Annotated in this window: 23 protein-coding genes and 2 tRNA genes; 5 read left to right on the forward strand and 20 right to left on the reverse strand. The window is 73.1% G+C overall.

Annotated features, from left to right (window positions below; genetic code table 11):
• Positions 1-62: 62 nt before the first annotated feature.
• The 3 genes from ABCQ75_RS08925 to ABCQ75_RS08935 form a co-directional block, all read right to left on the reverse strand.
• Complete coding sequence (locus ABCQ75_RS08925) at positions 63-1,322, reverse strand: ROK family transcriptional regulator (RefSeq protein WP_345884837.1); 1,260 nt, start codon at positions 1,320-1,322, stop codon at positions 63-65.
• A gap of 186 nt (positions 1,323-1,508) precedes the next feature.
• Positions 1,509-2,672 (reverse strand): class I SAM-dependent methyltransferase, encoded by a 1,164-nt coding sequence (locus tag ABCQ75_RS08930; RefSeq protein WP_345884838.1) that lies wholly within the window; start codon positions 2,670-2,672, stop codon positions 1,509-1,511.
• A gap of 9 nt (positions 2,673-2,681) precedes the next feature.
• The gene (locus ABCQ75_RS08935) at positions 2,682-4,100 is read right to left on the reverse strand and encodes a phytoene desaturase family protein (RefSeq protein ID WP_345884839.1); all 1,419 of its coding nucleotides are present in this window, start codon (positions 4,098-4,100) and stop codon (positions 2,682-2,684) included.
• 58 nt (positions 4,101-4,158) lie between these two features.
• Here ABCQ75_RS08935 and ABCQ75_RS08940 point away from each other — a divergent pair, with 58 nt between their 5' ends.
• A complete protein-coding gene (locus ABCQ75_RS08940) occupies positions 4,159-6,033 on the forward strand; it encodes a SulP family inorganic anion transporter (protein WP_345884841.1) in 1,875 nt (624 codons plus the stop codon).
• A 113-nt stretch (positions 6,034-6,146) separates the two neighbouring features.
• Here the strand turns inward: ABCQ75_RS08940 and ABCQ75_RS08945 are convergent, their stop codons facing one another.
• On the reverse strand, positions 6,147-6,815 hold the full coding sequence (locus ABCQ75_RS08945; RefSeq protein ID WP_345884842.1) for an alpha/beta hydrolase family protein: 669 nt from the start codon (positions 6,813-6,815) through the stop codon (positions 6,147-6,149).
• Positions 6,816-6,865: 50 nt separating this feature from the next.
• Between ABCQ75_RS08945 and ABCQ75_RS08950 the strand changes: the two genes are divergently transcribed.
• The 3 genes from ABCQ75_RS08950 to ABCQ75_RS08960 all read left to right on the forward strand — a co-directional run bounded on the left by ABCQ75_RS08950 (position 6,866) and on the right by ABCQ75_RS08960 (position 9,508).
• Complete coding sequence (locus ABCQ75_RS08950) at positions 6,866-7,246, forward strand: cupin domain-containing protein (RefSeq protein ID WP_345884843.1); 381 nt, start codon at positions 6,866-6,868, stop codon at positions 7,244-7,246.
• 106 nt (positions 7,247-7,352) lie between these two features.
• The gene (locus ABCQ75_RS08955) at positions 7,353-8,552 is read left to right on the forward strand and encodes a pyridoxal phosphate-dependent aminotransferase (RefSeq protein ID WP_345884844.1); all 1,200 of its coding nucleotides are present in this window, start codon (positions 7,353-7,355) and stop codon (positions 8,550-8,552) included.
• Complete coding sequence (locus ABCQ75_RS08960) at positions 8,549-9,508, forward strand: 2-hydroxyacid dehydrogenase (RefSeq protein ID WP_345884847.1); 960 nt, start codon at positions 8,549-8,551, stop codon at positions 9,506-9,508. Before ABCQ75_RS08955 ends, ABCQ75_RS08960 begins: the two co-directional genes overlap by 4 nt.
• Positions 9,509-9,607: 99 nt before the next feature.
• On the opposite strand, the gene ABCQ75_RS08965 is transcribed toward ABCQ75_RS08960, so the two are convergent.
• The 15 genes from ABCQ75_RS08965 to ABCQ75_RS09035 form a co-directional block, all read right to left on the reverse strand.
• On the reverse strand, positions 9,608-10,024 hold the full coding sequence (locus tag ABCQ75_RS08965) for a MarR family transcriptional regulator (protein ID WP_345884849.1): 417 nt from the start codon (positions 10,022-10,024) through the stop codon (positions 9,608-9,610).
• Between the two features lie 165 nt (positions 10,025-10,189).
• Positions 10,190-10,265: transfer RNA gene (locus ABCQ75_RS08970), tRNA-Ala, on the reverse strand.
• A 1-nt stretch (position 10,266) separates the two neighbouring features.
• Positions 10,267-10,339 (reverse strand) — tRNA-Ala (locus ABCQ75_RS08975).
• A gap of 116 nt (positions 10,340-10,455) precedes the next feature.
• Entirely contained in the window at positions 10,456-11,193 is a 738-nt protein-coding gene (locus tag ABCQ75_RS08980) for a histidine phosphatase family protein (RefSeq protein WP_345884850.1), read from the reverse strand.
• Positions 11,124-11,516 (reverse strand): ribosome silencing factor, encoded by a 393-nt coding sequence (rsfS, locus tag ABCQ75_RS08985; RefSeq protein ID WP_345884852.1) that lies wholly within the window; start codon positions 11,514-11,516, stop codon positions 11,124-11,126. The genes ABCQ75_RS08980 and rsfS overlap by 70 nt, the downstream gene beginning before the upstream one ends.
• 63 nt (positions 11,517-11,579) lie before the next feature.
• Positions 11,580-12,953, reverse strand: coding sequence for a hypothetical protein (locus tag ABCQ75_RS08990; RefSeq protein WP_345884854.1), 1,374 nt, complete (start codon positions 12,951-12,953; stop codon positions 11,580-11,582).
• A complete protein-coding gene (gene nadD / locus ABCQ75_RS08995) occupies positions 12,950-13,624 on the reverse strand; it encodes a nicotinate-nucleotide adenylyltransferase (RefSeq protein WP_345884855.1) in 675 nt (224 codons plus the stop codon). The genes ABCQ75_RS08990 and nadD overlap by 4 nt, the downstream gene beginning before the upstream one ends.
• A gap of 11 nt (positions 13,625-13,635) precedes the next feature.
• Positions 13,636-13,878, reverse strand: coding sequence for a hypothetical protein (locus tag ABCQ75_RS09000; protein ID WP_345884857.1), 243 nt, complete (start codon positions 13,876-13,878; stop codon positions 13,636-13,638).
• A 102-nt stretch (positions 13,879-13,980) separates the two neighbouring features.
• Positions 13,981-15,339, reverse strand: a complete 1,359-nt coding sequence (locus ABCQ75_RS09005) for a glutamate-5-semialdehyde dehydrogenase (RefSeq protein WP_345884859.1) — start codon at positions 15,337-15,339, stop codon at positions 13,981-13,983.
• A 101-nt stretch (positions 15,340-15,440) separates the two neighbouring features.
• Positions 15,441-16,586, reverse strand: coding sequence for a glutamate 5-kinase (gene proB, locus ABCQ75_RS09010; protein WP_345884860.1), 1,146 nt, complete (start codon positions 16,584-16,586; stop codon positions 15,441-15,443).
• A complete protein-coding gene (obgE, locus tag ABCQ75_RS09015; RefSeq protein WP_345884862.1) occupies positions 16,570-18,165 on the reverse strand; it encodes a GTPase ObgE in 1,596 nt (531 codons plus the stop codon). The genes proB and obgE overlap by 17 nt, the downstream gene beginning before the upstream one ends.
• 180 nt (positions 18,166-18,345) lie before the next feature.
• Positions 18,346-18,597 carry a 50S ribosomal protein L27 gene (rpmA, locus tag ABCQ75_RS09020; protein ID WP_345884864.1) on the reverse strand — a complete coding sequence of 84 codons (252 nt, stop codon included), beginning with the start codon at positions 18,595-18,597 and terminating at the stop codon, positions 18,346-18,348.
• Between the two features lie 51 nt (positions 18,598-18,648).
• Positions 18,649-18,960, reverse strand: a complete 312-nt coding sequence (gene rplU, locus ABCQ75_RS09025; protein WP_345885024.1) for a 50S ribosomal protein L21 — start codon at positions 18,958-18,960, stop codon at positions 18,649-18,651.
• A gap of 281 nt (positions 18,961-19,241) precedes the next feature.
• Entirely contained in the window at positions 19,242-20,756 is a 1,515-nt protein-coding gene (gene thiD, locus ABCQ75_RS09030) for a bifunctional hydroxymethylpyrimidine kinase/phosphomethylpyrimidine kinase (protein WP_345884866.1), read from the reverse strand.
• Positions 20,756-24,298, reverse strand: a complete 3,543-nt coding sequence (locus tag ABCQ75_RS09035; protein WP_427916072.1) for an Rne/Rng family ribonuclease — start codon at positions 24,296-24,298, stop codon at positions 20,756-20,758. Before ABCQ75_RS09035 ends, thiD begins: the two co-directional genes overlap by 1 nt.
• A 540-nt stretch (positions 24,299-24,838) precedes the next feature.
• Here ABCQ75_RS09035 and ABCQ75_RS09040 point away from each other — a divergent pair.
• Entirely contained in the window at positions 24,839-25,501 is a 663-nt protein-coding gene (locus ABCQ75_RS09040) for a vitamin K epoxide reductase family protein (protein WP_345884868.1), read from the forward strand.
• A gap of 208 nt (positions 25,502-25,709) precedes the next feature.
• Here the strand turns inward: ABCQ75_RS09040 and ndk are convergent, their stop codons facing one another.
• The gene (ndk, locus tag ABCQ75_RS09045; protein ID WP_345884870.1) at positions 25,710-26,129 is read right to left on the reverse strand and encodes a nucleoside-diphosphate kinase; all 420 of its coding nucleotides are present in this window, start codon (positions 26,127-26,129) and stop codon (positions 25,710-25,712) included.
• Positions 26,130-26,168 lie beyond the last annotated feature (39 nt).

A 26,168-nucleotide genomic window follows, 5' to 3' on the forward strand; every position in this document is an offset into this window, starting at 1 on the left:
GCCCACCGCGCTGGGGCCGCGCCGGACGCGCAGCCCGCTGAAGGCCATGCTACCGGTGGATGCTAGGCGTCGAGCAGGAGACGGTCAGCACGCGGCGCGAGCGCACGCTCGAGGACGAGGCACGCTCCACCGACGGCGCCGACGTCCTGGCCGAGCGACGTGCCGGCAAGCTCCACGCGGTGGATGCCGCCGGTCGCAAGGCGCCCGTTGACCATGTCCGGCATGACGCGCAGGCAGAAGGCCGCCACGGGCTCCCAGTACGGCCCCCCGAAGACCATCCGCTCGACGTCGACCAGGTTTCCGACCACGCCTGCCGCGTGGGCCATGCTGCGGGCCGCCTCGCGCAGGACCCCGACGGCGGCCGGCTGGCCCTCGTCCGCAAGCGCGCACAGGCGCAGGAAGCCGGTGTGGAAGTCCGCGGCCGTCGGCTCGGCAGGTAGGGGTGGGAGGGCGCCGAGCGAGATGGCCTGGGCGAGGAGCCGGACCGGCTCGAGCACCGTGCCGATCGTGCCTCGCAGTCCGCAGCCGTCGAAGCACTCGGGGCCGTCCGGGTCCACGATGATGTGCCCGATCTCGCCGGCGTTGCCGGAGCTGCCCCTGTACACCTCCCCGCCCAGGACGAGGCCGCAGCCGAGCCCCGTGCCGAGGTAGAACACCGCGAAGCTCCCGGAGGCCTCGGGTCCGCCCGCCCAGGTCTCCGCGACCGCGACGGCCGTGACGTCCTTGTCCATGACAGTCTCGAGGCCGGTGGCCGTCTGGAGCATTGCCTGGAGGGGGACGTCGCCCCATCCGCGCAGGAGGGGCGCTCCGACCACGGCCCCGCGGACAAGGTCGATGGGGCCCGGCGCCGCCACCCCGGCCCCCGCGACCAGCTCGCGCGGGACGCCCGAGGACGCCAGGAGGGCTTCGACGCATTCGGCGATCGCTGCGACCACCTCGTCGGGACGGTGTCCCTCGGGGGTCGCGAAGGCATCCTTGGCCACCACGGCGCCCACGAGGTCCAGCAGGACGACGGTGACGATGCTCGGGTCGAGGTGGACGCCGACCGCGTACATCCCGGCGGGGTTGAGCCTGAGGATCGTGCGGGGCTTGCCGGGCCCGGAGCCCTCCTTGCCTGCCTCGACGATGAGCTTCTGGTCCAGCAGGCGACGGGAGATGTTCGAGATGGTCTGGGGCGAGAGCCCCACGATCCGGGCGAGCTCCACCCGGCTCAGGCCGTTCTCCGAGCGCCTGATGGCATCGAGGATGACCGTGAGGTTGAAATCGCCCATGCGCGGCAGGTTGGTCCCGCGCCGGGCGGCGTGCTGGCGGGGCTCGGTCACGGTCCTCTCCTCTCATGCGGCGGGGGCTCGGCGCCCCGGTGCCGACGCCGGCTGTCCCGGTGACAGGCGCCGTCGGACTCTGGGGGATGCATCACGCACAGGGTACGTTACTCCCTGCCGCCGCCGTTCCCCTGCAAGGGGCGGTGGAAGCCCGGGCGCGGCGGGGCGGCCGCCGGCGGCGGCTGCTCAGCGGGCGCGCCGGACGGACCGGGTCACGGTGAACTTCCTGGCGCGTCCGGCTGTCTCGGTACGGCCCACCTCGCGCACTAGCGCTGCGCGGTAGTCCAGGTGGCTGTTCGCCACGCACCACAGCTCGCCGCCCGGCCTCAGGAGCCGACCGGCCGCCTCGATGAGGCGGATCCCGGCCCCCGCGTGGACGCTCGCCCCGAGGTGGAACGGAGGGTTGAGGAGCACGACGTCGGCGGCCGCCTCGGGCAGCGACCCTCCCGCGTCGTCGTGCTCGACACGGACGCGGTGGCCGATCCCATTGGCTTCAGCCGTGGCACGGGCCGAGCGGACGGCCGCCGCCGAGCGGTCGGTCGCGACGACCTCGGCGTCGGGGTGCCGGAGCGCGTAGGCCGCCGCGAGCGCGCCGGTCCCGCAGCCCAGGTCCACCGCGCGGCCGGCCGGGATGCGGTCGAGGAACCCGAGCAGGTACCTCGTGCCGAGGTCGAGGCGGGGTCCGGCGAAGGCGCCGCCGTGGGCGCACAGCGTCAGGGCCACGTCGTCGTGCCGCGCGCACACGGGGAACGCGCGGTCGGGCGGCACCGGGAGCGCCCCCTGGGCGGTGAGGACCCGCGACTTGTGGGCGGCGAGCCCTGCGGTCACGGAGGCGAAGCGGGCGGCGAGCACGTCGTTCATGGCCAGGGCCATGTGCTTGACGCGGCCTCCGGCAAGGAGGAGCACGTCCGGCTCCGCCCAGCGCGCCACCGCGTCAGCGGTCTCCTCGAGTTCCGCGAGCCCGCGGGGCAGCTGGGCGACGACGAGCCGCACCCCGGCGAGGAGGCCGGCATCGAGCTCGTGCACGGTGAACGTCCCGGCGAGGCCGAGCCGCGCGGCGTTGGCCGCGAGCGCGGCGCGACCGGTCGCGAGGTCCTGGTGGACCCGGACCCCGGTCAGGCCCGCGGCGGCGAGCTGGAGCGCAAGGGCCCCGTAGGCGTCGCCGATGACCGCGATCTCGCTGCCCGCGAGCGCGCGGCCCGGCGCAGAGACGTGCTCGAGCGCCCGTGCGGCCAGAAGCCGGTCGGTGGCGTCGTGCGCCTGGAGGTTCGGGGCCTCGACGTCGGGGAAGCGCCCGAGCAGCTCGAACGGGAAGGCGCCTCCCGGGCCGGGAGGATCGGTCTCATGCACCCGTCCACCTTAGCGGCGGGCGAGCCACGCGAGGGCGGCCGCGGCGGCCCGGTAGCCCGGCATGCCGTGCGCGCCTGCCCCGGGCGGGGTCGCGGCGGAGCACAGCCACGCTCCGGGGACGCCGGTCGCGTACGGGTCCGCAGTGAGCCGGGGCCGTGCCAGGAGCTGGAAGCCATCGTTGGCACCCGTGCCGATGTCCCCGCCCACGTAGTTCGCATTGTGCGCCTCGAGGGCCGCTGGCCCGCGGACCGCGGTCGCCCGGATGCGGCCGCGGAAGCCGGGCGCGAACCGCTCGATCTGCGCGATGAGCGCCTCCGTCGCGTCGCCCGCGTACGCGTGGGGGACGTGGGCGTAGGCCCATACCGGATGGATGCCTCCGCGCGAGCGGCCCGGATCGTCGAGGTACTGCTGGCCCACGAGGACGAAGGGACGCTCGGGCATACGCCCCCGGACCGTGTCCGCCTCGGCTGCCGCGATCTCCTCGAAGGTCCCGCCCACGTGGACCGTGCCGGCCTCGCGCGCGTGCTCGCTCCGCCACGGGATTCCGCCCTCCACGGCGAAGTCCACCTTGTACGCGGCCGGGCCGTGGCGGTAGCGGCGGTACGCGGCCGCGGTCCGCCGCGGCTGGCGCGGGCCGAGCAGGCGGGCGGCGGCGCCCGGGGCGAGGTCGAGCATGGCCACGTCGGCGCCGTCGAGCTCCTCGAGCGAGGTGACGCGGCGCCCTGTCTCGATCGTTCCCCCGAGCGCGCGCAGGCGCGCGGCGAGCGCGTCCGTGATCGCGCGCGAACCGCCCTGGGCGATGGGCCACCCGACCGCGTGCGCCGACGCCCCGAGGACCAGGCCCACCGAGGCCGTGAACGGCGCGTCGAGCCGTGCGAAGGCGTGCGCCGCGAGCCCGCCGAAGAGCGCGCGGGCCTCGTCGCCGCGCCACCGGCGCACCACCGCCGAGGCCGGCAGGACGGCGTCGAGCCCGAACCGCGCGAAGCGCACCGGATGGGAGGGGACGCGCAGGTGCGGGCCGAGGAGGTCGTCCAGGAGCGGGCCGAAGCCGCGGGCCACCCGTCCCACGAGGCCGTCCCACGCAGGGCCGTCCGCCCCGAGGCCTTCCGCGGTGCGCGCGGTGTCCTTCCAGAGCACAGCCTCGCGGCCGCCGTCGAGGACATGCGCGAGCTGGACCCGCGGCCACAGCCAGCGCAGGCCCTCGGCCTCGAGGCCGAGTCCGGCCAGGAAGGGGGACGCGACCGCGAGGGGGTGGATCGCGGAGCAGTCGTCGTGCAGCAGGCCCGGGAGCGTGAGCTCGCTCGAGCGGCATCCGCCCCCGATCGTGTCCGCCGCCTCGAGGACGCGCACGGACACCCCGTTCCCGGCCAGGTGCACGGCGGCGGCCAGCCCGTTGGGCCCGCTCCCCACGACGACTGCGCTGCTCACCCGTCCATCTTGCCACCGCCCCTCGCGCCCTGGCCCGGGTTCGCGGGATGATCCGTCCATGGAACGGTCCGAGGGAGCGGGCGGGGCGGCACGGGGCGGGGCCCCGGGAGCGGGTCCGGGCGGCTCCGGGCGGTCGGGCGCGCCCGCGAAGGCCGCGCCAGCGTGGCCCGCACGCTGGCTCCTCCCGTGGCTCGCACCGTGGCTCGGCCGGTACGAGCGGGCATGGCTGCGGCACGACCTCCTCGCTGGCGGCGCGCTGTTCGGCCTCCTCATCCCCTCCGGCATGGCCTACGCCCAGGCCTCCGGCCTGCCGCCCGTCGCGGGCCTCTACGCGACGATCGTGCCCATGGCCGTGTACGCGGTCGTGGGGCCGAGCCGGGTCCTCGTCCTCGCCCCGGACTCGGCGCTCGCACCCATGATCGCCGCGGCAGTGCTCCCCCTCGCCGCCGGCAGCGGTGAGCGGGCGCTCGCGCTCGCCGGCCTGCTCGCGGTGCTCATGGGCGCGGCCATGGTGCTCGGCTCGGCGCTGCGCCTCGGGGCGGTGACCGGCCTGCTCTCGCGCCCCATCCGCCTCGGGTACCTCGCCGGGATCGCGTTGGTCGTCATCGCCTCGCAGCTGCCCACGCTGCTCGGGGTGGAGGCCGATGGCGGCAACTTCTGGGAGCGGTTCGGCGCAACCGCCGCCGCGGTCGCCTCAGGCGGGGTGAACGCGGCCGCGGCCGGGATCGGCGCCGGCGTCCTCGCCGTCATCCTTGCCGGACGGCTCATGGGGCGCCGGCTCGCCGGGGTGCTGCCCGGCGTCGTGCTCGCGACCCTCCTGACCTGGGCCGCGGGCCTCTCAGACCGCGTGGAGGTGGCTGGCGCCCTGCCGTACGGGCTCCCGGCGCCGGCCCTCAGTGGCATCACCGCGGAGGATGTGCTGGCCCTCGCGGCGCCTGCGGCGGGGATCGCGCTCATGTCCTTCGCGGACACGGGCGTCCTCTCGCAGAGCCTCGCACGGCGGCGGGGCGAGCGCGTCTCGGGCAACCGCGAGCTCGCGGCCGTGGGGATCGCGAACGCCTCGGCAGGCCTGCTGGGCGGGTTCCCCATCTCGGGCAGCTCCTCGCGGACGCCCGTCGCAGTCGAGGCCGGAGCAAGGAGCCAGCTGGCGGGGCTCGTCGCGGCCGGGCTCGTCGTCGTCTTCATGCTCGCCGCCCCAGGAACCACCGCGCACCTGCCGACCGCGGCGCTGGCCGCCGTCGTGATCGCCGCCGTGGTGGGCCTCATCGACTTCGGGGCGATCGCGAGGCTCGCCCGGGCCAGCCGCAGCGAGACCGTGCTCCTGGGCGTGGCGTTCCTCGGCGTGACCACCCTCGGGGTCCTCACCGGCATCATCGTGGCAGTGGGGCTCGCCCTGCTCGAGTTCGTCCGCCGCGCCTGGAGCCCCTACCGTGCCGAGCTGGGCGACCTGCCGGACGTGCCCGGCTACCACGACCTCTCGCGCCATCCCGAGGGCACGAGGGTGCCCGGGCTCGTGATCGCGCGCTTCGACGCCCCGCTGTTCTTCGCCAACGGCGCCGTCTTCACGGAGTTCGTCCGCTCCCTCGTCGAAGACACGCTCGGCGACGGCGGGGCGGACGGCGCCGAGGAAGGAGGCACGGCGCGCGGGGTCCGCGGCGTGACGCATGTGGTGCTCGCAGCGGAGCCCATCACCGGGATCGACACGACCGCCTTGGACGACCTCGTCGATCTGGACGAGTGGCTCGCGGACCGCGGCATCGAGCTCGTGTTCGCCGAGCTCAAGGGGCCGGTCAAGGACCGGCTCAAGCGTTTCGGGACGCGGGCCCGATTCGGGCCCGACCACTTCTATCCCACCGTGAGCGCCGCCGTGCGTGCGCTGCGCGCCGACCGCGACGAGCCCACGGACGGCGAGGAGCGGCAGGAACACTCCTGACGCCCCGCGCGGGGGCCGCGCCCTTCAGCCCGCCGAAGGCGCGTCGAGCTCGAGGGTGCGCAGCCAGCCGCTGGGGCCGGGATAGCGCCACAGGAGGCCCTCGAACGTGAACCTCATGGCCGGCCGGCGCCGAGGAAGCGGGCGGCGGGGACGGCCAGGCCGGCGCCGATCTCGCACGGCGTGCGCTTGAGTCCCTTCACCGCGAAGGAGTGGTCGGCGCCCTCCTGCCACTCGAGCGCCGCGGTCGGGAGCCTGGACACGACTCCCTCGAGCAGCTCCGGGGTGGCGAGCGTGTCCCGCGTGCCCTGGAGGAAGAGCATGGGGAGGGTGAGCCCGTAGAGGTGCTCGTCGCGCACCTTCTCGGGCTTTCCCGCAGGGTGCAGCGGGTAGCCGAGGAACACGAGCCCCGTGGGGGCCATCGCGCCTTCGGCGACCGCCATGGAGGCCATCCGGCCCCCGAACGACTTGCCGCCGGCCCACAGCGGCAGCCCGGCAGCGCGGCGTCGTGCCTCTGCGAAGGCGGCTGCCCAGACCGGGATGGCCCTGGGCGCGCGGTCCGGGAGCTTCCTGCCCGCCTCCATGTAGGCGAAGTTGAACCGCAGCGTGGCCACACCGAGCCCTGCGAGGGCGTCGCAGAAGCCCACCATGAACGGGTGGTCCATCCCGGCCCCCGCGCCGTGGGCCACAACGAGGGCCGTCTCCGCGCCCGCCTGCAGGGTCCAGACGCCGGAGACATCCCCCGCGGGCGTCGCGATCGTGATCCGTGTGCCGTGCCCGCTCATCCCCCCATGATGCCTGCGCGAGCGCGTCCCATGTGCCTACAGTGGCGTCCATGTCCGACCGCCGCGCAGAAGACCTGCCCCGCATCCTCGCCAACACGCGCGATCTCGCGCGCGACGGCACCGCGTCTGGGGCCGTCTGGAAGCTCGCCATGGGCGAGCGGGACCTCGATGCGAACGTCATCGCCCTCGGGCCCGGGGACGGCATCGGCGAGCACGCGGGCCCCGGCCTCGACGTGATCCTGCACGTCGTCTCGGGCTCCGGACTCCTCGCCACCGAGGGAGGGGACGTCGAGCTCGAGCCGGGCGGCATCGTCTGGCTCCCCCGGCGCACGCGTCGGGCCTTCACGGCCGGGCCGGAGGGCCTGGCCTACTTCTCCGTGCACCGGCGCAAGCCAGGCCTCGGGCTTTCACTGCGGCCCGACGGCTCCTGAGACTTCCGTCGTTTTGATACATCTTATTTCGCGGATTGATATATTAGGTCACACTGGAGGTGGGTCCGCCGGAGGACCGATCGTCAGACTCGATGAGGAGTGAAGCATGCAGCAATTGGCGCACCGGCTCGAACGCCTGGGCACCGAGACCGCCTTCAGCGTCGCGCAGGCCGCGGCCGCGTGGAAGGCCCAGGGGAACCGCGTGTACCCCTTCCACCTCGGCGACATCAACATCCCGACGGCCCCGCACATCGTCGAGGCGATGAACCGGGCCATCGCGGACGGCTACACCGGCTACTGCCCCGGCCCCGGCATCCCCCAGCTGCGCGAGGCCCTCGCCGACGATCTCGGCTCGCGGCGCGGCATCAGCTTCACCCCCGACAACGTCGTCGTGATGACGGGCGGCAAGCCGGTCATCACGAAGTTCCTTCAGGCGGTCATGGACCCGGGCCAGGAGGTGCTCTACCCGAACCCCGGCTTCCCCATCTACGAGTCGCAGATCGAGTACCTCGGGGGCACGGCGGTGCCGTATCGCTACCTGCCCACGAGCGGGGGCTTCGCGATCGACCTCGACCAGGTCCGCGCGTCGATCACCCCGAACACGGTCGCCATCATCTACAACGACCTGCAGAACCCCATCTCGGCAGAGTCGACGGCGGCCGAGCGCGAGGCCATCGCACAGCTCGCCCAGGAGCACGACCTCTGGGTGCTCTCCGACGAGGCCTACTTCGAAACGCGCTACGAGGGGGTCTCGAGCTCGATCGCGTCGCTCCCCGGCATGGCTGAGCGCACCGTGATCCTCTACACGTTCAGCAAGAAGTTCGCGATGACCGGCTCGCGCCTCGGCTGCGCCGTGGCCCCTGTGGAGATCGCCAAGGTGCTCAGCACGCTCAACACCAACGACGAGTCGTGCACGACGCACTACGTGCAGTGGGCCGGCATCGAGGCCCTCCGCGGTACCCAGGAGCCGGTCCAGCAGATGCTCGACGTCCTGCGCGAGCGCCGGGACGCCGCCTGCGGGCTCCTGAACGCGATCCCCGGCATGCACGTCGCCGTGCCGCAGTCGACGTTCTACCTGTTCCCCGACGTCACCGACGCCATGTCGCGGCTGGGCTTCACGGCCGTCGGCGACTTCGCGGCGGAAGCCCTGTACAAGACCGGCGTCTCCTTCTGCACGCGTGAGCACTTCGGACGGCGCCAGCCAGGCGAGGATCGGCAGTACATCCGGCTTGCCTACTCGGGGATCGACGTCGCCGACATCCGCGAGGGCCTCGGCCGCCTGCACGCGTGGATCGAGACGGCATGAGCCGGGTCGTCGTCACGGGGCGCATCCCCGACGCCGCCATCGAGAAGCTCCGCGCCGAGCACGAGGTCGACGCCTGGCAGGGTCCGGAGTCGATCGGCCGCGACGAGCTCCTGCGCCGTGTGGCCGGCGCCGAGGCGATCGTGAGCCTGCTCACCGAGCGGGTCGACGCCGAGCTGCTCGACGCCGCCGGCCCCCGGCTCAAGGTGGTCGCGAACGTCGCGGTCGGCTACGACAACATCGACGTGCCCGCCTGCACCGAGCGGGGCGTCGTGGCCACCAACACGCCCGGCGTGCTCACCGACGCCACCGCGGACATCGCGCTGGGCCTCATCCTCATGGCGACGCGCCGGCTGGGTGAGGGCGAACGGCTCATCCGCTCCGGCCAGGCCTGGAAGTGGGGCATGTCCTTCCTGCTCGGCAGCAGCCTGCAGGGCAAGAAGCTCGGCATCGTCGGCATGGGCGGCATCGGCCAGGCGACCGCCCGCCGGGCCAAGGCCTTCGGCATGGAGATCGTCTACCAGTCGCGCAGCGGGATCGACCACGCGATCGCCGCCGAGCTGGGCGCACAGCGGGTCGATCTCGACGAACTGCTGGCCGTCTCGGACGTCGTCTCGCTGCACTGCCCCTACGGGCCTGCCACGCACCATCTGATCGGAGCGGAGCAGCTCTCGGCCATGAAGGGCTCGGCGTTCCTGGTCAACACCGCGCGGGGACCGATCGTCGACGAGGCGGCGCTCGCGGCCGCGCTCCGCGACGGCGCGATCGCCGGCGCCGGGCTGGACGTCTACGAGCACGAGCCGCAGGTGCACCCCGCCCTGCTCGAGCTCGAGAACGTGGTGCTCCTTCCGCACTTGGGCTCCGCCACGGTGGAGACCCGCACTGCGATGGCGATGCTTGCCGCCGACAACGCGCTCGCCGTCCTCAGCGGCGCACGGCCCCCGACGCCGATCGGCTAGCGGGCGCCTCGGCGTCCGCGAGCAGCGCGGCACCCGCGCGACGAGCACGGGCCCCGTCCAGGACCACGGGGTTCGTGCTCGTTCGTCCTCAGGCGGGCGTCACGGAGCGAGGTTGTCGATCATCGCCTCGAGGGCGCGGACCGTCCGTTCGTACTCGCCGTCGTCGAGCCCCCGGACGGTGACCGAGCGCAGTCCCTCGACGGCCTCCCGCGCGGACCGCAGCTCGGCCCTGCCCGCATCGGTGAGCCGGTACATGCCGCCCTTCTCCGCAACGAGTCCGCCGCTGAGGAGCGGCTCGAGATGCCGTTCGGACGTCTCGCCCGCCTGCGCATCGAGGAAGGGGGCAATGGCCTCGTCGAGCTGTCCGACCGTCTCCTGGCCGTCGGCGAGGACGTTCAGCAGCTGCCACTGGCGCCTGCTGAGCCGGTGGCGCTCGAGGGCCTCCTCGAAGCGTTCCTCGAGCAGTCGGTCAAGGGTGCGGAGCAGTAAGCCCAGAGGCTTCTGGGGTGCGTCCATGGCGTCCTCCTTGGGGCGGCAGGTCCACTGTGCCCGACGCCCGCCGCCCGGTCTAGGGGCCTTCGGTCCGCTGTCGGATCCCATGGCTGCGCCTGCGCAGGTGCCCATGACGAAAGAAAGCGATGGGACGGTCTCATCGACCGTCCCATCGCCTTCTGTCTTGCGTGGTGGAGGTAAGGGGATTCGAACCCCTGACCTTCTGCATGCCATGCAGACGCGCTACCAACTGCGCCATACCCCCGTGGAGCTGAGGGGACTCGAACCCCTGACCCCCTGCATGCCATGCAGGTGCGCTACCAGCTGCGCCACAGCCCCGAGAGTGCATCCCAGACGCTTCGAAGGACCTCAAGATCGCTTCTCCGGCGCCCGGAGCAACTCGAACATCTTAGAACGTGCGGGCCCCTGCGCACAAATCGGAACGGGTCCCGGCCTCAGCCTTCCTCGAGCGTGATCGGCACGGGCAACGTCCCCGCGTTGTGCTCGCCGAGGCGCCAGCGCACGGCGCCGTCGTCGGCGGGGCGCCGCTCCTCGAGGACGGACCACGAGCAGTTCGACAGCCCCGAGAGCGCGCCCCACAGGCCGTGCGGCAGGCCGAGCAGCTCGGCGAGTCCCACGCGGATCGCGCCTCCATGGCTCACGACGACGAGCGTGCCGTCCGCGGGCAGCACCCCGAGCGCTCGGGTGACGGCCGCGCGGACCCGGGCAGCGACGTCGAGCCTCGTCTCCGCACCTCCGGCGGGGACCTCGACGTCGCCCTCCTCCCAGCGGTGGAGGGCATCGCCATCGAGGGCACGGATCGCGTCGAACGTGTGGCCCTGCCAGTCCCCGGCATTGGTCTCCCGCAGCCCGGAATCGAGGGCGACCGCGAGCCCCGTGACGGCCGAGAGCGCCTCAGCGGTGTCGCGGGTGCGGGACAGGTCCGAGGACACGATCGCGTCCGGGGAGAGCGCCGCGAGGCGCAGGGCGGCCTCGGCTGCCTGCTGCCTGCCGACCTCGTTGAGCGGGATGTCCGTCTGGCCCTGGAAGCGGCCCGCGGCGTTCCAGTCGGTGCGGCCGTGGCGCCAGAAGACGATCCGGCGTCCGCGCGGCCTCCCGCCGCTCAGCTGACGGCCGGGGACCCGGCCCCGGTTCCGTCGAGTCCCAGGTCCACCGCCGGGCAGTCCTTCCACAGTCGCTCGAGGGCGTAGAAGGCACGGTCCTCCTCGTGCATGACGTGCACGACGATGTCGCCGAAGTCGAGCAGGACCCAGCGGCCCTCGGACCGGCCCTCGCGCCGGACGGGCCGGCGGTCGAGCTGGGCGATCAGCTCGTCCTCGACATTGTCGACGACCGCGTTGACCTGGCGCTCGGTCGGGGCCGAGGCGATGACGAAGACGTCGGTGATCGCGAGGCGCTCGCTCACGTCGACGGCCACGATGTTCTCCGCGAGCTTGTCCGCGGCGGCCCTGGCCGCCGTACGCGCCATCTGGACGGCGGATTCTGTTGCGCTCACTCTTCTCCTTGGTGGGCTGGGGTGGTGATCGCCCGGTGTCCGCTCACGGGCACTCGAGCATGGTCACAGGACGATGATGAGGATGGCGATGATGAGTGCGAGGACGCCGGCTGCGCCGATCGCCAGCAGGATGAGCCGCTCGCGCTCCGCGCGTCCCACGCCCGCCTGCTCGGCGTCCAGGACGTCGAGCCCGTGGGCGGTGCTGGCCGCCACGGGGGCAGCTTCCCGGCCCGTAGGGGACTCGGCCTCCTCGCCGCCGGCCTGCGCCCGGATCGCCGAGAGCGGCAGGTGCGTCGTGGACGGCGGCTTCATGACCGGGTGGGGCACACCCGGCACCCGCACGAATTCGAGCGGGGTCACCATGGCCAGGTTGTCCGTCGACGCCGGTGCCGGCGCCTTGCGCGCCGAACTCGCCTCGCGCCTGTTCTCCTCCGCGAGCCGCTGCTTTGCCTGGGCGCGTCGGTTGAGCACTGCCGCGCGCTCGGCCATGGCGACCTGCTCGGCGAGCACCGCCGGGTCGATGTCCGTCCCCACGCGGCTCTGCCCCTCGAGCATGGCCGCCTGGTTCTTGGCCTGCTCCTTGAGCAGCTCTCGCGCCTGGGCAATCTGCTCGTGGCTCAGACGTCGGAAGGAGCCGGTCTCGGGTCCGATGGGCAGCGGGACCGTGAGCCCGTCAGGGACCACTCCCTGCATCGCGGTGGGCGGCGCCGGGTCCACGCCGGGCACGGGAGCGCTCGGCGCTGCCTTCGCCTCCCGGTCCTCTCCGGGGCGCGGTGCCGAAGGCTCCCCGGGAATCGGCACCACCGGGATGGGCCCTGCCGCCGGCGATGCCTGCGGGGCAGCGGGGGCCGGACGCCCGGAGGGCCCGGGTTCGGGACCGGGGCGACTGCTCGGTGCGGGAGTCCGCCCGCCGGACTGCTCGGGGCCCGGGGCCCCGGTGGGCCCGGACTGGGCCTGCTCGCGCAGCGTCCGCCGGCTCGGGAGCGTCGCCGCGCTCTGGACGGCCTGCTCCTTCTCGGCCAGTTCGCGGAGGGCCCTGCGCGCCGCACGGTCCCGCGCGCGGGCCTGCGAGCTGCGCTCCGCTGCATCCTCCCGACCGCCCTCTGCGCGGACGGCGTCCGCGGGGGCGTCGAGCGCGCGGCGTGCGCGGACGGCACGGGTCCGGGCCGTGACGGCCTCTCCAGGGCCCGGGCCGCCGGCTCCTTCGGGGCCACGGCCGTCTCCAGCGCTCCCCTCACTGCGTGCAGCGGCATCCGCTGCAGCATGCGCGGCCGCCAGCCCTTCGGCGTGGGCGCGGACCACATCCTCCTCGGCCTGCGCCTTGGCCTGGGCCTCGGCGGCAGCCTGCTGGGGACGGAGCACGGCGTTCTCCGCGGTCTGCGCCGCTTCCGCGCGCCGCCGTTCGCGCCTGCTGAGCGGCTTGTCCTCGGCGCTCATGGCTGCGGCACCCCCAGGCCATCGGCCCGGCGGGTGGCATCCGGGGCACCGTCGTGCCGCCCGTGCCCGCGGTACAGGCCGTACTTGGCGATGTACTGCACCACACCGTCCGGCACGAGATACCACACCGGTTCGGCGGCGGCGACGCGCGCCCTGCAGTCCGTCGAGGAGATTGCCATGGCCGGGACCTCGAGGAGGCTCACGTCCTTGCGGCCGAGGTCGTGCAGTTCGTGTCCCGGCCGCGTCACGCCGACGAAGTGGGCAAGGGACCACAGCTCGTCGACGTCCTTCCAGGACACGATCTGCGCCATGGCGTCGGCGCCGGTGATGAAGAACAGGTCCGCTTCGGGCCGCAGCTCGTGCAGGTCCCGGAGGGTGTCGATCGTGTACGTGGGCCCGGGCCGGTCGATGTCCACCCGGCTCACGGTGAAGCGCGGGTTGGAGGCGGTCGCGATGACCGTCATCAGGTAGCGGTGCTCAGGAGTGCTGACACGCCGCTTCGACTTCTGCCATGGCTCGCCCGTCGGGACGAACACCACCTCGTCCAGGTCGAACTTCGAGGCGACCTCGCTCGCGGCCACGAGGTGGCCGTGGTGGATCGGGTCGAAGGTGCCGCCCATGACGCCGAGGCGGACCCGTCGTCCGCCTCGGTCGGTCTGCGCCGGGGCCACTGCGTGAGGGCTCAGTGGCCCTGGCCGCGGTCGTGCTTGTTCGGGTGCTGGCGGTGCGGGTCCGCGTGCTCCTCGACGGCCTCGTGGCGGCGGCCGAGGCTCGTGAACGACATCGTGACGAACATCATGGCCACGAGCAGCGCGAACATCACCACGCCGACAACCCACGGCTCGGCAATCAGGGGCGCCTTCTCCTCGTGCGCTGCGGCCTCCCCGCCCACGGCCAGTGCAGTGCTGATCAGCGATGCCAGCATGGTCTCCCTTTCGATCGGATCTGGGACGGCCCCGGCCGGCAGCGGACGCCCGTCCCCGGCCGGCCAGGCCGTCATAGTGCTTGGTTCATCCTACCCCGCAGCTCAGCCGCGGACCTGACCCTCGCCCTGCACGATCCACTTCGTCGTCGTGAGCTCGGTGAGGCCCATCGGACCGCGCGCATGGAGCTTCTGGGTGGAGATCCCGACCTCCGCGCCGAGGCCGAGCTCGCCGCCGTCCGTGAACCGTGTGGAGGCGTTGACGATCACGGCCGCCGAGTCGATCTCGGCGATGAATCGTTCGGCGTTGGCGAGGTCGTTGGTGATGATCGCCTCGGTGTGCCCCGTGCTCCAGCGCCGGATGTGCTCGAGCGCCTCGTCGAGCGAGTCGACAGTCGCGACCGCGAGGTCGAGGTCCATGTACTCGGTGGCCCAGTCCTCGTCCGTGGCGGCGGCCGCCTCGACGCCGGCCGGCAGGGACGCCCGGGTCCGCTCGTCCACGTGGAGGCGGACACCCTTGGCCGCGAGGGCCCGCACGACCTCCGGCAGCGCCGTGCTGTCCCGGTGCACGAGGAGCGTCTCGACCGTGTTGCACACGCTCGGGCGCTGGGTCTTCGCATTGACCAGGATGTCCACGGCCATCTCCTCGCCCGCGCTCGCGTCGAGGAAGATGTGGACGTTGCCCTCTCCGGTCTCGATGACCGGCACGGTCGAGTTGAGCACGACGCTCTGGATGAGGTCGCGGCCACCGCGCGGGATGAGGACGTCGACCCGGCCGCGGGCCTTCATGAGCACGTTCGCGCCCTCGCGCCCGTAGGCGTCGATGCTCTGGACGGCGTCCTCCGGCAGGCCCACCGCCGCGAGGGTGTCGCGCAGGATCCCGACGAGCGCCGTGTTCGTGTGGGCGGCGGCGGTGCCGCCGCGCAGGACCACCGCGTTGCCGCTCTTGAGGGCCAGCCCCGCGATGTCCACCGTGACATTCGGGCGCGCCTCGTAGATGGCCGCGACGACGCCCATGGGGACGTTGACCTGGCGCATCCGCAGCCCGTTCGGCAGGGTCTGCCCGCGTACCACGTTGCCCACGGGGTCGGGCAGCCCGGCGAGGTTCTCGAGGGCCGCCACGAGGCCGTCGATGCGTGCGGGGGTGAGCGCCAGCCGGTCCAGGAGCGCCTCCGACGTGCCAGCGGCACGGCCGGCCTCGAGGTCCTTCTCGTTGGCGGCGAGGACGGCGGCCTGACGCTCCTTGAGCGCTGCCCCGATCGCCCTCAGGGCGCGGTCCTTCCAGGCGCGGTTCGCGCGGGCCATCTGGCGCGACGCCCGGCGGGCCCGGTCGCCGACCGCGTGGACCGCCGCCTCGACGTCCGACGGCGAGGGCGCCGGCTGTGCCCCGGCAGGCGCCGCCGTGGCAGCGGTGGTCTCGGCGTGGACGGTTTCGGGCGCAGCCTCGCGCGCGGTGTCAGTCATGCATCAAGTCTACCGAGGGCCGCCCGAGGAGGATGCCGTGCGCGTCACATCTGCCCGCACGCACCCGCCCGACCGGCCCTGCCGGGAACGGCCCCGACGGCTCATACGAGGACGAGGTCGTCCACGTGCACCACGACCCGCTCGTACTCGCGGCCGAGCTCCGCGCCGAGTTCGCGCGTCGAGCGTCCGAGCATGGCCGGAAGCTCCTCGGCCGAGAAGTTCACGAGGCCACGGGCGATGACCGTCCCCGCGGCGTCGGCGAGCTCCACCGGGTCCCCGGCCTCGAACTCCCCGCGCACCTCCGTGATGCCCGCAGGGAGCAGCGAACGGTGGCGGTCCCGCACTGCCCGGACGGCGCCGTCGTCAAGCACGAGAGTGCCGCGCGTCGCCGCGAGGTGGGCGAGCCACAGGAGCCGCACCGGCTTCCGCCGGCCGTTGACGCTGAACCACGTGCCCACATCCTCGCCGGCAAGCGCGCGCCTGGCCGCCGCCGTCGAGGTGACGAGTGCTGGGATGCCCGAGCCCGCCGCGATCCCGGCCGCCTCGACCTTGGTGGCCATGCCGCCGGTGCCCACCCCGGCCTTGCCCGCCGTGCCGATCCTCATCCCCGCGAGGTCCTCGGGGCCGCGCACGTGCTCGATCCGCACGCCGCCCTCCGAGGGCGGGCCCGTGTACACGGAGTCGACATCCGAGAGGAGCACGAGGGCATCCGCGTGGACGAGGTGGGCGACGAGGGCCGCGAGGCGGTCGTTGTCGCCGAAGCGGATCTCGTGCGTCGCCACCGTGTCGTTCTCGTTGACCACGGGGACGACGCCGAGGTTCAGGAGCCGCTCGAGCGCACGGTGCGCGTTGGCGTACTGGGTGCGGCGGACGAGGTCCTCGGCGGTGAGCAGCACCTGGCTGACCGTCACACCGTGCGCACCGAAGGCCTGCGTGTACCGGGCCATGAGCAGTCCCTGGCCCACGCTCGCGGCCGCCTGCTGGGTCGCGAGGTCCCGTGGGCGCCGGGCAAGGCCGAGGGGTGCGAGGCCGGCCGCGATCGCCCCGGAGGAGACCAGCACGATCTCCGTCCCTGCGTTGGCACGCTCGGCGAGCGTGTCGACAAGCGCCGCGAGTGCCTTCTCGGAGATGCCGCCCCGGATCGTGGTGAGCGAGGACGAGCCCACCTTGACCACGATCCGCTGGGCCTCGGGCAGCCATTCACGGCCTGCCTCGGCCGGCCGGAGCGCCTCAGAGGCCATCGCCATCCGCAGTCTCCCCCTCGGCTCCGCCGGCACCCTCAGGGCCCCGCGCGCCGCGTCGCGAGGACTCGGTCCAGATGCCCGCACGCCGCTCGGCCTCGAGTTCGTCGCGCGCGGCGGCCCTGGCCGCCTTGCGGTCCTCGTAGTCCTCGCGCTTCTGGGCGCGCGTCGGGCGCTCCCAGTCCGCGAGCCGCAGATCGGTGCCGCGCGGTCCCGTGAGGATCTCCGCGCCGGTCATGAGAGTGGGCTCCCAGTCGAACACGACGCCGTCCTCGCCGCCGATCACGACCGTGTCGCCGGCCTTCGCGCCCGCCTTGAAGAGGGCGTCCTCGACGCCGAGGCGCGTGAGCCGGTCCGCGAGGTAGCCGATGGCCTCCTCGTTCGCGAAGTCCGTCTGCTTGACCCAGCGCTCGGGCTTCTCGCCGCGGACGCGGAAGAGCGGCTCGAGCGCGCGCTCCTCGCGCTTGACCGTGAAGCCGGCCTCGTTCACGGCGCGGGGGCGCAGGACGGCGGGGGCCACCTTGGGCGGGGCCGCCTCGACGGCATCGCGCGCGCCCTGGACGATCTCCGCCATCGCGAAGCCGAGCTCCTTGAGCCCCGCGCGGCTCGTCGCGGAGACCTCGAAGACCCGGTAGCCGCGGCGCTCGAGCTCAGGGCGCACCATCTCCGCCATGTCGCGGCCGTCGGGGAGGTCCACCTTGTTGAGGGCAATCAGCTGCGGGCGCTCGTTGAGCGGCACGGCATCCCCCTCCGTGCCCGCGAAGCCCATGTCCACGGAGTACTTCTCGAGCTCGCGCTCGATCACCGCGAGGTCGTCGAGCGGGTTCCGGTCCGCCTCGAGCGTGCCGCAGTCCAGGACATGGACGAGCGCGGCGCAGCGCTCGACGTGCCGCAGGAAGTCGTGGCCCAGGCCGCGGCCCTCGCTCGCGCCCTCGATGAGGCCCGGGACGTCGGCGATCGTGAAGCGGACGTCGCCGGCCTGCACCACGCCGAGGTTGGGGACCAGGGTCGTGAAGGGGTAGTCGGCGATCTTGGGCCGGGCCGCGGACATGGCGGCGACGAGGCTGGACTTCCCGGCGGAGGGGTAGCCGACGAGCGCGATGTCCGCGATCGTCTTGAGCTCGAGCACGATGTCGCGCTCGTCGCCCTCGAGCCCGAGGAGCGCGAAGCCCGGGGCCTTGCGCTTGGCCGAGGCGAGCACTGCGTTGCCGAGGCCGCCCTGGCCGCCCTCTGCGGCGACGTACTCGGCGCCCTCCCCCACCAGGTCGGCGAGGACCTCGCCGTCGCGCGTCTTCACGACTGTGCCGTCCGGGACCGGGAGGACGAGCGTCTCGCCCTGGTGGCCGGCGCGGAAGTCGCCCATGCCCGGACCGCCGTTCTCGGCGTGGCGGTGCGGCGAGTGATGGTAGTCGAGCAGCGTGGTGGTCTGCGAGGAGACGCGGAGGACGACGCTCCCGCCGTTTCCGCCGTTTCCACCGTCAGGGCCCGCTAGCGGCTTGAACTTCTCGCGCTTGATCGAGACGCACCCGTGCCCCCCGTTCCCGCCCGAGACGTGCAGCACGACGCGGTCAACGAAGCTCGCCACGGTATATCTCCTTAATCGCCGGGTCATCCCCGAGTCTAGTGGTCGTGCCGGGACCCCGCCCTGACACGGCAAAGGGTGGAGCGGACCTCTGGCCCACTCCACCCTCTGCGCGGTGCGCCCCCGTCAGGGGCGCTGTGCAGCTGCTGCCAGCTGCTCGGTTCTGTCTGCGTCCCTGAGACGCTACGCGGTGACGATGTCCACGACGCGGCGGCCGCGGCGCGTGCCGAACTGCACGGCCCCTGCCTCGAGCGCGAACAGGGTGTCGTCCTTGCCGCGGCCCACGCCGTTGCCGGGGTGGAAGTGCGTGCCGCGCTGGCGGACGAGGATCTCGCCGGCGTTGACGGTCTGGCCGCCGAAGCGCTTGACGCCGAGGCGCTGCGCGTTCGAGTCGCGGCCGTTGCGGGTGGAGCTTGCGCCCTTCTTATGTGCCATGAGCTATGCCTCCCTGGGGAATTCTGGAAATCTGGGATGAACCGGGATGGTTCAGGCGGAGATGCCGGTGATCTTGACCTTGGTCAGCTCCTGGCGGTGGCCCTGGCGCTTCTTGTACCCGGTCTTGTTCTTGTACTTCTGGATGACGATCTTCGGGCCGCGCAGGTCCTCGAGGACCTCGGCCGTGACCTTCACCTTGGCCAGCTCGGAGGCAGCGGAGGTGACCTTCTCACCGTCGACCAGGAGCAGCGCAGGCAGCTCGATGGTGCTGCCGGCGGCGCCGGCCACGCGGTTGAGGGTCACGAAGTCTCCGACGGAAACCTTCTCCTGTCGGCCGCCAGCGCGGACAATCGCGTACACCACTTGGGAACTCACTTCTCTCGACAATATTTCTAAGCTCTTTGCGCGCAGCGCCTCCCGCCGTGCCGTGCACGGGTTCTGGCGCCAAACTGTGCTTCGTGCCGTGAGTCCGCGAGGGGAATCCCTGGGAATGAGACCCAAGTGACGGCGAAAGCACCGAGGATCAAGAATACGCTAGTCCTCTGTCCGGCTGCAAATGGGCGGATTCGGCCTCGACGGCCGGGAACCACTGGCACCGGAAAGCACGCGTCCTCAAGTCTAGCCCACGAAGGGGGCCCTTCCGGTCACGCGAACCGGCGCGGCGCGTCGAAGAACTCCCTCTCGTACACCGCCGAGGCCCCGAAGGCTTCGCGCATGGCCGCCCGCTCGGCGCCCGACCCCGACCGTCCGGCCGCGTCGGTGAAGGCGACTGCGCGCCGCGTGGCCTCGGCGAACGCCTCATCGGCGTAGGTTCCGATCCACGCGCCGTAGGGGTGGTCGCCCGGGTCCGCGCGCGCCGCGTGGCGGCCGCTGAGGGCAGCCCCCACCTCGGCGTAGATCCAGTAGCACGGGAGCACCGCCGCGGCGAGCACGGCGTAGCTTCCCGAGGCGGAGACGGCGAGCAGGTGGTCCGTGTAGGCCTTCGTGACCGGCCCCATGGCACGCTGGGAGGCCTCGGCGGGGTGATGCGCGAGCCAGGTCCGGTGCAGCTCCGCCTCGACCTCCAGGCACACCCGCGACCCCTCGGCCCAGAAGGCCTGCTCGGCCTCGCTCGGCGCGAGGGCACTCGCCCTCGCGAGGACACGCGAGTAGGCGTTGAGGTAGAGGGCATCCTGGGCGAGGTAGTAGGCGAAGTCCTCCGGCGAGAGGGTTCCCGCCGAGAGCTCGGACACGAAGGGCAGCGCTGCGATCTCGGCCCGCACCTTCTCGGCGTCGCGCCACAGTGACTCGGCGAACTCCCCCGGCGCGAGCGGCACCGCCGCCCTCGCATGGTGGAAATGGTGCACGGGTCCGTGCCCGTGGCCGACCTCGAGCTCGTCCGAGGCCTCGAGAGCCCCACGCAGCCACTCCTTCACCACTGCGAGGGAACGGGCCCAGTCGCCCGTCCGCGCCTGAACCGTCGCAAGGGCCGACGAGAGCGAGCAGCCCGTCCCGTGCGTGTTGCGCGTGTCCACACGGGTCCCGGGCAGCTCGACAACGCTGCCACTGCCGGCCACGCGGGCGTCCACGAGCGCGTCGGGGCATGCCGCGCCCTCGAGGTGGCCGCCCTTGACGAGCACCACCGCACCGGTCCGCTCCGAGAGCCGGCGCCCCTGGTCGAGTGCTTTGTCCCACGAGGCCGCGGTCGGCTCGCCGAGCAGTGCGGCGAGCTCGGGCAGGTTCGGCGTCACGAGGTGCGCCTGGGCGAGGAGACAGCGCAGGGCGTCCTCGGCGTCGGGCGCCAGGAGGCGGTCACCGCTCGTGGCGACCATCACCGGGTCCAGCACGACGACGCCGGGCCGGGTCCGGGCGAGCCACTCGCCGACCGTGCGGATCACCTCCGTGTCGGCGAGCATCCCGATCTTGACGGCGTCCACCGTGATGTCGCTGCCGACCGCCTCGAGCTGGGCCGCCAGGAACTCCGGCGGGGGCGTGTGCACGGCGGTGACCCCGCGCGTGTTCTGCGCCGTGAGCGCCGTGATCGCGCACATGCCGTAGCCGCCCATCGCGGCGATGCTCTTGAGGTCGGCCTGGATGCCGGCTCCGCCCGACGGGTCGGAGCCGGCGATGCTCAGCACCCGGGGGATGCCCGGGCCGCGGCCTCCGGCGTCGGCCGCCACTACAGTTCCGAGGCCGGGACGCCGACCCCGAGGATGAGGGGGCCGTCGTCGGGGCCCTCGTCGGTGGCGGGCCGGGCGTCGCCGGCCGCGGCCGGGGCGCTGGCGGTCCGGGTCTGGCCCCCGACGGCGCCTGCGGACGCGTCCACGCGCGTCACCTCCGCCGAGCCCTGGCCGCTGCGAGCGCCCCTGCTGCGGCGGCGCCGCGTGGGCCGCTCGTCCTCGGCGGCGGAGCGCTGCTCCCCCGTCAGGGCGTCGAACGCCTGGGCCAGGACATCGAGGCTCAGCGCCGGCTGCGGCGCCGGTTCCGGGGCCGGTACGGCCTCGCCGTGCGGCAGCTCGATCTTCTCCCCGCCGATCGTCAGGACAGCCCGGCCGCCGGCATCGACATGGGGCACCGGGAGCCCGAGCACGGGCTGCTCCGCAGGAGCCGGCGCGGCGAAGGCCGCGGGCACCTCCTTCTGCCCTGTGGCATCCGTGCGGCGATCCTCAGGGCGGCGCGCCCCCGTCCGCGGCGCACCCGTCGCGGCGGCTGCGGCCTCCGGCCCGCGGACCGGGCGCATGGACGGGGCGACGGGGGCGGATTCCGGACCGGGCTGACCGTCGGCTGCGGAATGCGCAGCGAGCGCCGCCACCTCGTCATCGTGGGCGTGGGCAGCGTGCGCCGCGGCCGCCACGGCGGCGAGCGCCGCACGAGTGGCCTGAGCCCGGGCCTGGCGGTCGGCGTCGTCCTGCTGCGGAGCAGGTGCCGGCGCCGCCGGCGCCTCGCCGTTCTGCGCCCCGCCGCGGCGGCGGCGCTTGCGCCCGCTGGCACCGCCGGATCCCTCACCGCGCGGCTGCTGGGCCTCCGGGGACGGCGGGGCCGCGCGGACGCCCCGCTCGACGGGCTCGTCGTGGGTGATCACGCCGCGTCCGCCGCACACCTCGCAGTTCTCACTGAAGACCTCGAGGAGGCCCGTGCCCATGCGCTTGCGCGTCATCTGCACGAGGCCCAGGGAGGTCACCTCGGCCACTTGATGCTTGGTCCGGTCCCGGCCCAGGCACTCCACGAGGCGCCGCAGCACGAGGTCGCGGTTGGACTCGAGCACCATGTCGATGAAGTCGATGACGATGATGCCGCCGATGTCCCGCAGCCGCAGCTGGCGGACGATCTCCTCGGCGGCCTCGAGGTTGTTCTTCGTCACAGTCTCCTCGAGGTTGCCCCCGGAGCCCGTGAACTTGCCTGTGTTGACGTCCACCACGGTCATCGCCTCGGTGCGGTCGATCACGAGGGAGCCGCCCGAGGGCAGGAAGACCTTCCGGTCCAGCGCCTTGTGGATCTGCTCATCGATCCGCCAGCTCGTGAACACGTCGTCCTCGCCCTGGTACTTCTCGAGCCGTCCGAGCAGGTCCGGGGCCACATACGTCACGTAGGCCTCGATCGTGTCCCAGGCTTCCTCGCCGCTGACGATCAGCTTCGAGAAGTCCTCGTTGAACACGTCCCGGACGACCTTGATGGTCAGGTCCGGCTCGCCGTAGAGCAGTTCGGGGGCGAGCGTCTTGGTCGAGGTCGCCTGCGACTGGATCGACTCCCACTGGGCGCGGAGCCGGTTGATGTCATGCGTGAGCTCTTCCTCGCTCGCGCCCTCCGCGGCCGTGCGCACGATCACGCCGGCGTCCTCGGGCAGCCGGTCCTTGAGGATGCGCTTGAGCCGGTTGCGCTCCACGTCCGGCAGTTTGCGGGAGATCCCCGTCATCGAGCCTCCCGGCACATAGACGAGGTAGCGGCCCGGCAGCGAGATCTGGCTCGTCAGGCGGGCACCCTTGTGTCCCACCGGGTCCTTCGTGACCTGCACGAGGACCGCGTCCCCGGACTTGAGGGCGTTCTCGATCCGGCGCGGGGCACCGTCGAGGCCCGCGGCGTCCCAGTTCACCTCGCCGGCGTAGAGCACGGCGTTGCGCCCCCGGCCGATGTCGATGAAGGCCGCCTCCATCGACGGCAGCACGTTCTGGACCTTGCCGAGGTAGACGTTGCCGATGAGCGAGTCCTGCTGCGTCTTGGACACGAAGTGCTCGGCGAGGATGCCGTCCTCGAGCACCGCGATCTGGATGCGGTCCTCCTTCTGGCGGACCACCATCTGCCGCTCGACCGACTCGCGGCGCGCGAGGAACTCGGCCTCGGTGATGACCTGACGGCGGCGGCCCGACTCCCGCGACTCGCGGCGGCGCTGCTTCTTCGCCTCGAGGCGCGTGGAGCCCTTGACGCTCTGGACCCGGTGCGACGTAGGCTCCGACGAGCGCGGCGCCCGGACCTTCGTGACCGTGTTCGGGTCGTCGTCCTCGCTCAGTTCGAGGTCCGCGTCCCCACGGCGGCGGCGACGCCGACGGCGCGAGACGATCCCGTCGGCGCTGGCCCCGGACTCGGCCTCGGCACCGCCCTCGTCCTCGTCCTCGTCGCCGTCATCCGGGCCCTCGCCCTGCCCTGCGTCCTCGCCGGCACGCGCGCGCCCACGGCGGCCGCGGCTGCGGCGGCGCCTGCGCGAGGGCGTCTCCTCCTCGTCCTCGTCCTCGTCCTCATCGGCGCCTTCGGGCTCGGGCCGGGCGATCGCGCTGAGGTCCGGGGCCTGGAAGATGACCGAGGTCGGCGACACGGCGTCGCTGAAGAGCGCCGCGAAGCCGCTCCGCTCAGCCTGCCGCGCCTGCGCCTGCTCGGCGTCCTCGGCCTGCTGCGCCTCCTCGGCAGGCGCGGTCCTGCCGGTCGGCTCGGCTCCGCGGGCGACCTCGGCAGGGGTGGACCCGGCCTGGGCTGACTCAGCCGTCGCGGCTTCTGCGCTGGCAGAGGCCGGCTTCGATCCGCGCCGACGGCGTGCCGGGGCGGCCTGCACCTCCGCGGCTGCCGGCACCTCTGCAGCTGCGCCCCTGCGCGGCTCGGGCGCCGGTGCCGCGGCCTCTTCCGCCGCTGCGCTCGCTCCGGGAGCAGCGGCGCGGGCGGGAGCCGCAGCTGCACTCGCACGACGCCGGGCACGCACCGTGCTCTTCGCGCGCGTCACCGGGGCAGCCTCCTCAGCGGACTCAGGGGTGGGTGGGGCCTCCACGGCCGCGGGCTGCTGCGCCGAGGCCACCGGCTCGGCTGCGCTCCCGGAAGCGGACTTCGAGTCCGCCTTGGCCGCCGCGGCGCGGTTCGCACGACGGCGTGAACGCGCCGGCGCCGTGGCCTCCGCCGGCGCTGCCTGTCCAGCGTCTGCCTGTCCTGCGTCTGCCTGTCCTGCGTCTGCCAGCGCAGCACCTGCCGGTGCTTCTGCTGCCGGCGCTGCCTCTGCAGCGTCTCCGGCTGCCGCTTCCGGAGCCCCGGCGGAGGCGGCGGGCTCTTCGCGGTCCTCCTCCATCGCAGGCGCCTTCTTGCGGGAACGCGTGGCGCGCTTGGGCTTCTCGGGTGCGGCCGCCTCCGTGGCGCGCTGCTCTTCGCTCGAGGCGCCCTCCCCGGCCGACGGGCTGTCGCTGGGCGGGATGGCCTCGCTGGCCGGGATGGCCTCGCTGGCGGTCTCGGACGCGGGGGACGCTTCCACGGCTGCTGCCGTGGCCTCGGATGAAGCCGCCCGGCGCCGGGTCGCGCGCTTCCGCGGTGCAGGGGTCTCCACGGCGGGTGCTGCTTCAGGGGCCGTCTGTTCGGCCGACTGCTCGTTATCCATCTGTACGTGCTCCAAAAGGCCGCCCCGGCAGCCCCCACATCCGGCGCCGCGACGGCTCCACGAGCCGGCACCCGCAGGCGCCGGCAGAAGTCAGTCCTGTACCCGCGCAGCGTGAGCCGCGCGAGCCGGTGCCGCGTACAACCCGCCTCCCGTCAGGGCCGGCCAGGTGCCGCTCAGACCCGTTCCCCGCGCTGATCGGAGGATCGCTGCGGAGACTCACGGTGGGCCGGCGGTCTTTCTCGCTGTGCACCGGACCGTCCGCCGCATGTGGGACAGCGTCCGGCCACTCGCATTGTCTCACACGGCTCCCCTGCCCGCTCGGAAGCGCGGGTGTCCGCGGGGTGCATCCTGTGGGCTGCCTCCAGCCTCAAGGCCTACAATGCGAGGGCGTCAGTCGAGGAAGGACCGCTTCACCCCATGACACCACAGACCAACGCCGCACCCGCGAGCGCGAGCACGGGCAGCGGCTCCCCCGAGCCCGATCTGTCGCTGCCGGGAGCCCTCCGCCGCATCCCCTTCGCCTGGACCCTCGCCGCACTGAGCGTCGTCGGATGGCTCGCCTCCGGCGCCCTCGTCCTGGAGAAGATCGAGAAGCTCAAGAACCCCGAGCACGTGACCGTGTGCGACGTGAACCCCTGGGTCTCGTGCGGCGAGGTGATGGACACCTGGCAGAGCTCGGTGTTCGGGTTCCCCAACATGTTCATCGGGATCGTCGCGTTCGCCATCACGCTGACGACCGCGATGGGCATCCTCGCGGGCGCCCGGTTCGGGCGCTGGTACTGGATCGGCCTGCAGGTCGGCGTGACAGCTGGCTTCGCATTCGTCGTGTGGCTGTGGAGCCAGGCGCTCTACGCGATCGGCATCCTGTGCCCCTTCTGCATGGTCGTATGGGCGGCCATGATCCCGATGTTCGTCCTCACGACCGTGCGCAATGCGGTGCACGGCATCATCCCGGTGCCCCCGGCATTGGCCAGGGCGCTGCGCGACTGGACCTGGGTCATCGTGGCCGTCCTCTACCTCGGCGTGATCGCCTCGGTCTTCTTCCGCTTCATCCACATGTTCGTTCCCTCGACGATGTAGCACCGGCCCTGGGCAGACCGCCTCACGGGCTGCCTACCGCCTGTGCGGCGCGGCCTGGCCGAGGCGCATTGCGGACGACGGCGGCCGGTGACTCCCAACTGGGAGTCACCGGCCGTCATCGTCCGCGTACCCGGAACCTCGGAACAGCGGCGCGATCTGTACCCGAGACGTCACATCGCCGAAGCGATCTGTACCCGGAACGGGTGGGTCAGGCGCCGAACCAGATGCCGATCTCGCGGGCGGCCGACTCGGGCGAGTCCGAGCCGTGCACGAGGTTCTGCTGCACAGCCAGGCCCCAGTCGCGGCCGAAGTCGCCGCGGATCGTGCCGGGAGCCGCCGTGGTCGGATCCGTGGCGCCGGCGAGGGACCGGAAGCCCTCGATCACGCGGTGGCCCTCGAAGACCGCCGCGACGACCGGGCCGGACGCCATGAACTCGAGGAGGGGCTCGTAGAAGGGCCGTCCCTCGTGCTCGGCGTAGTGCTCGGCGAGGAGCTCGCGCCCCGGCACGAGCTGGCGCAGGTCCACGAGGCGGTACCCCTTGGCCTCGACCCGGGCCAGGATCGTCCCGGTCAGGCCGCGGGCAACGCCATCCGGCTTCACGAGGACGAGGGTGCGTTCAATGCTCACAGATGCTCCTGGGTAGACGTGCTGGGGGTCAGGGGCCAG

Origin of the sequence: Sinomonas halotolerans (genome assembly GCF_039615075.1) — a bacterium.
Taxonomy (GTDB): domain Bacteria; phylum Actinomycetota; class Actinomycetes; order Actinomycetales; family Micrococcaceae; genus Sinomonas; species Sinomonas halotolerans.

Bases quoted from the DNA above. Each gene is read 5' to 3' on its own strand.
- ABCQ75_RS08940 (WP_345884841.1), top strand. From the start codon at position 4,159: ATGGAACGGTCCGAGGGAGCGGGCGGGGCGGCACGGGGCGGGGCCCCG.
- ABCQ75_RS08945 (WP_345884842.1), bottom strand. From the start codon at position 6,815: ATGAGCGGGCACGGCACACGGATCACGATCGCGACGCCCGCGGGGGAT.
- ABCQ75_RS08950 (WP_345884843.1), top strand. From the start codon at position 6,866: ATGTCCGACCGCCGCGCAGAAGACCTGCCCCGCATCCTCGCCAACACG.
- ABCQ75_RS08955 (WP_345884844.1), top strand. From the start codon at position 7,353: ATGCAGCAATTGGCGCACCGGCTCGAACGCCTGGGCACCGAGACCGCC.
- ABCQ75_RS08960 (WP_345884847.1), top strand. From the start codon at position 8,549: ATGAGCCGGGTCGTCGTCACGGGGCGCATCCCCGACGCCGCCATCGAG.
- ABCQ75_RS08965 (WP_345884849.1), bottom strand. From the start codon at position 10,024: ATGGACGCACCCCAGAAGCCTCTGGGCTTACTGCTCCGCACCCTTGAC.
- ABCQ75_RS08990 (WP_345884854.1), bottom strand. From the start codon at position 12,953: ATGAGCGCCGAGGACAAGCCGCTCAGCAGGCGCGAACGGCGGCGCGCG.
- ABCQ75_RS09000 (WP_345884857.1), bottom strand. From the start codon at position 13,878: ATGCTGGCATCGCTGATCAGCACTGCACTGGCCGTGGGCGGGGAGGCC.
- ABCQ75_RS09005 (WP_345884859.1), bottom strand. From the start codon at position 15,339: ATGACTGACACCGCGCGCGAGGCTGCGCCCGAAACCGTCCACGCCGAG.
- proB (WP_345884860.1), bottom strand. From the start codon at position 16,586: ATGGCGATGGCCTCTGAGGCGCTCCGGCCGGCCGAGGCAGGCCGTGAA.
- rpmA (WP_345884864.1), bottom strand. From the start codon at position 18,597: ATGGCACATAAGAAGGGCGCAAGCTCCACCCGCAACGGCCGCGACTCG.
- ABCQ75_RS09040 (WP_345884868.1), top strand. From the start codon at position 24,839: ATGACACCACAGACCAACGCCGCACCCGCGAGCGCGAGCACGGGCAGC.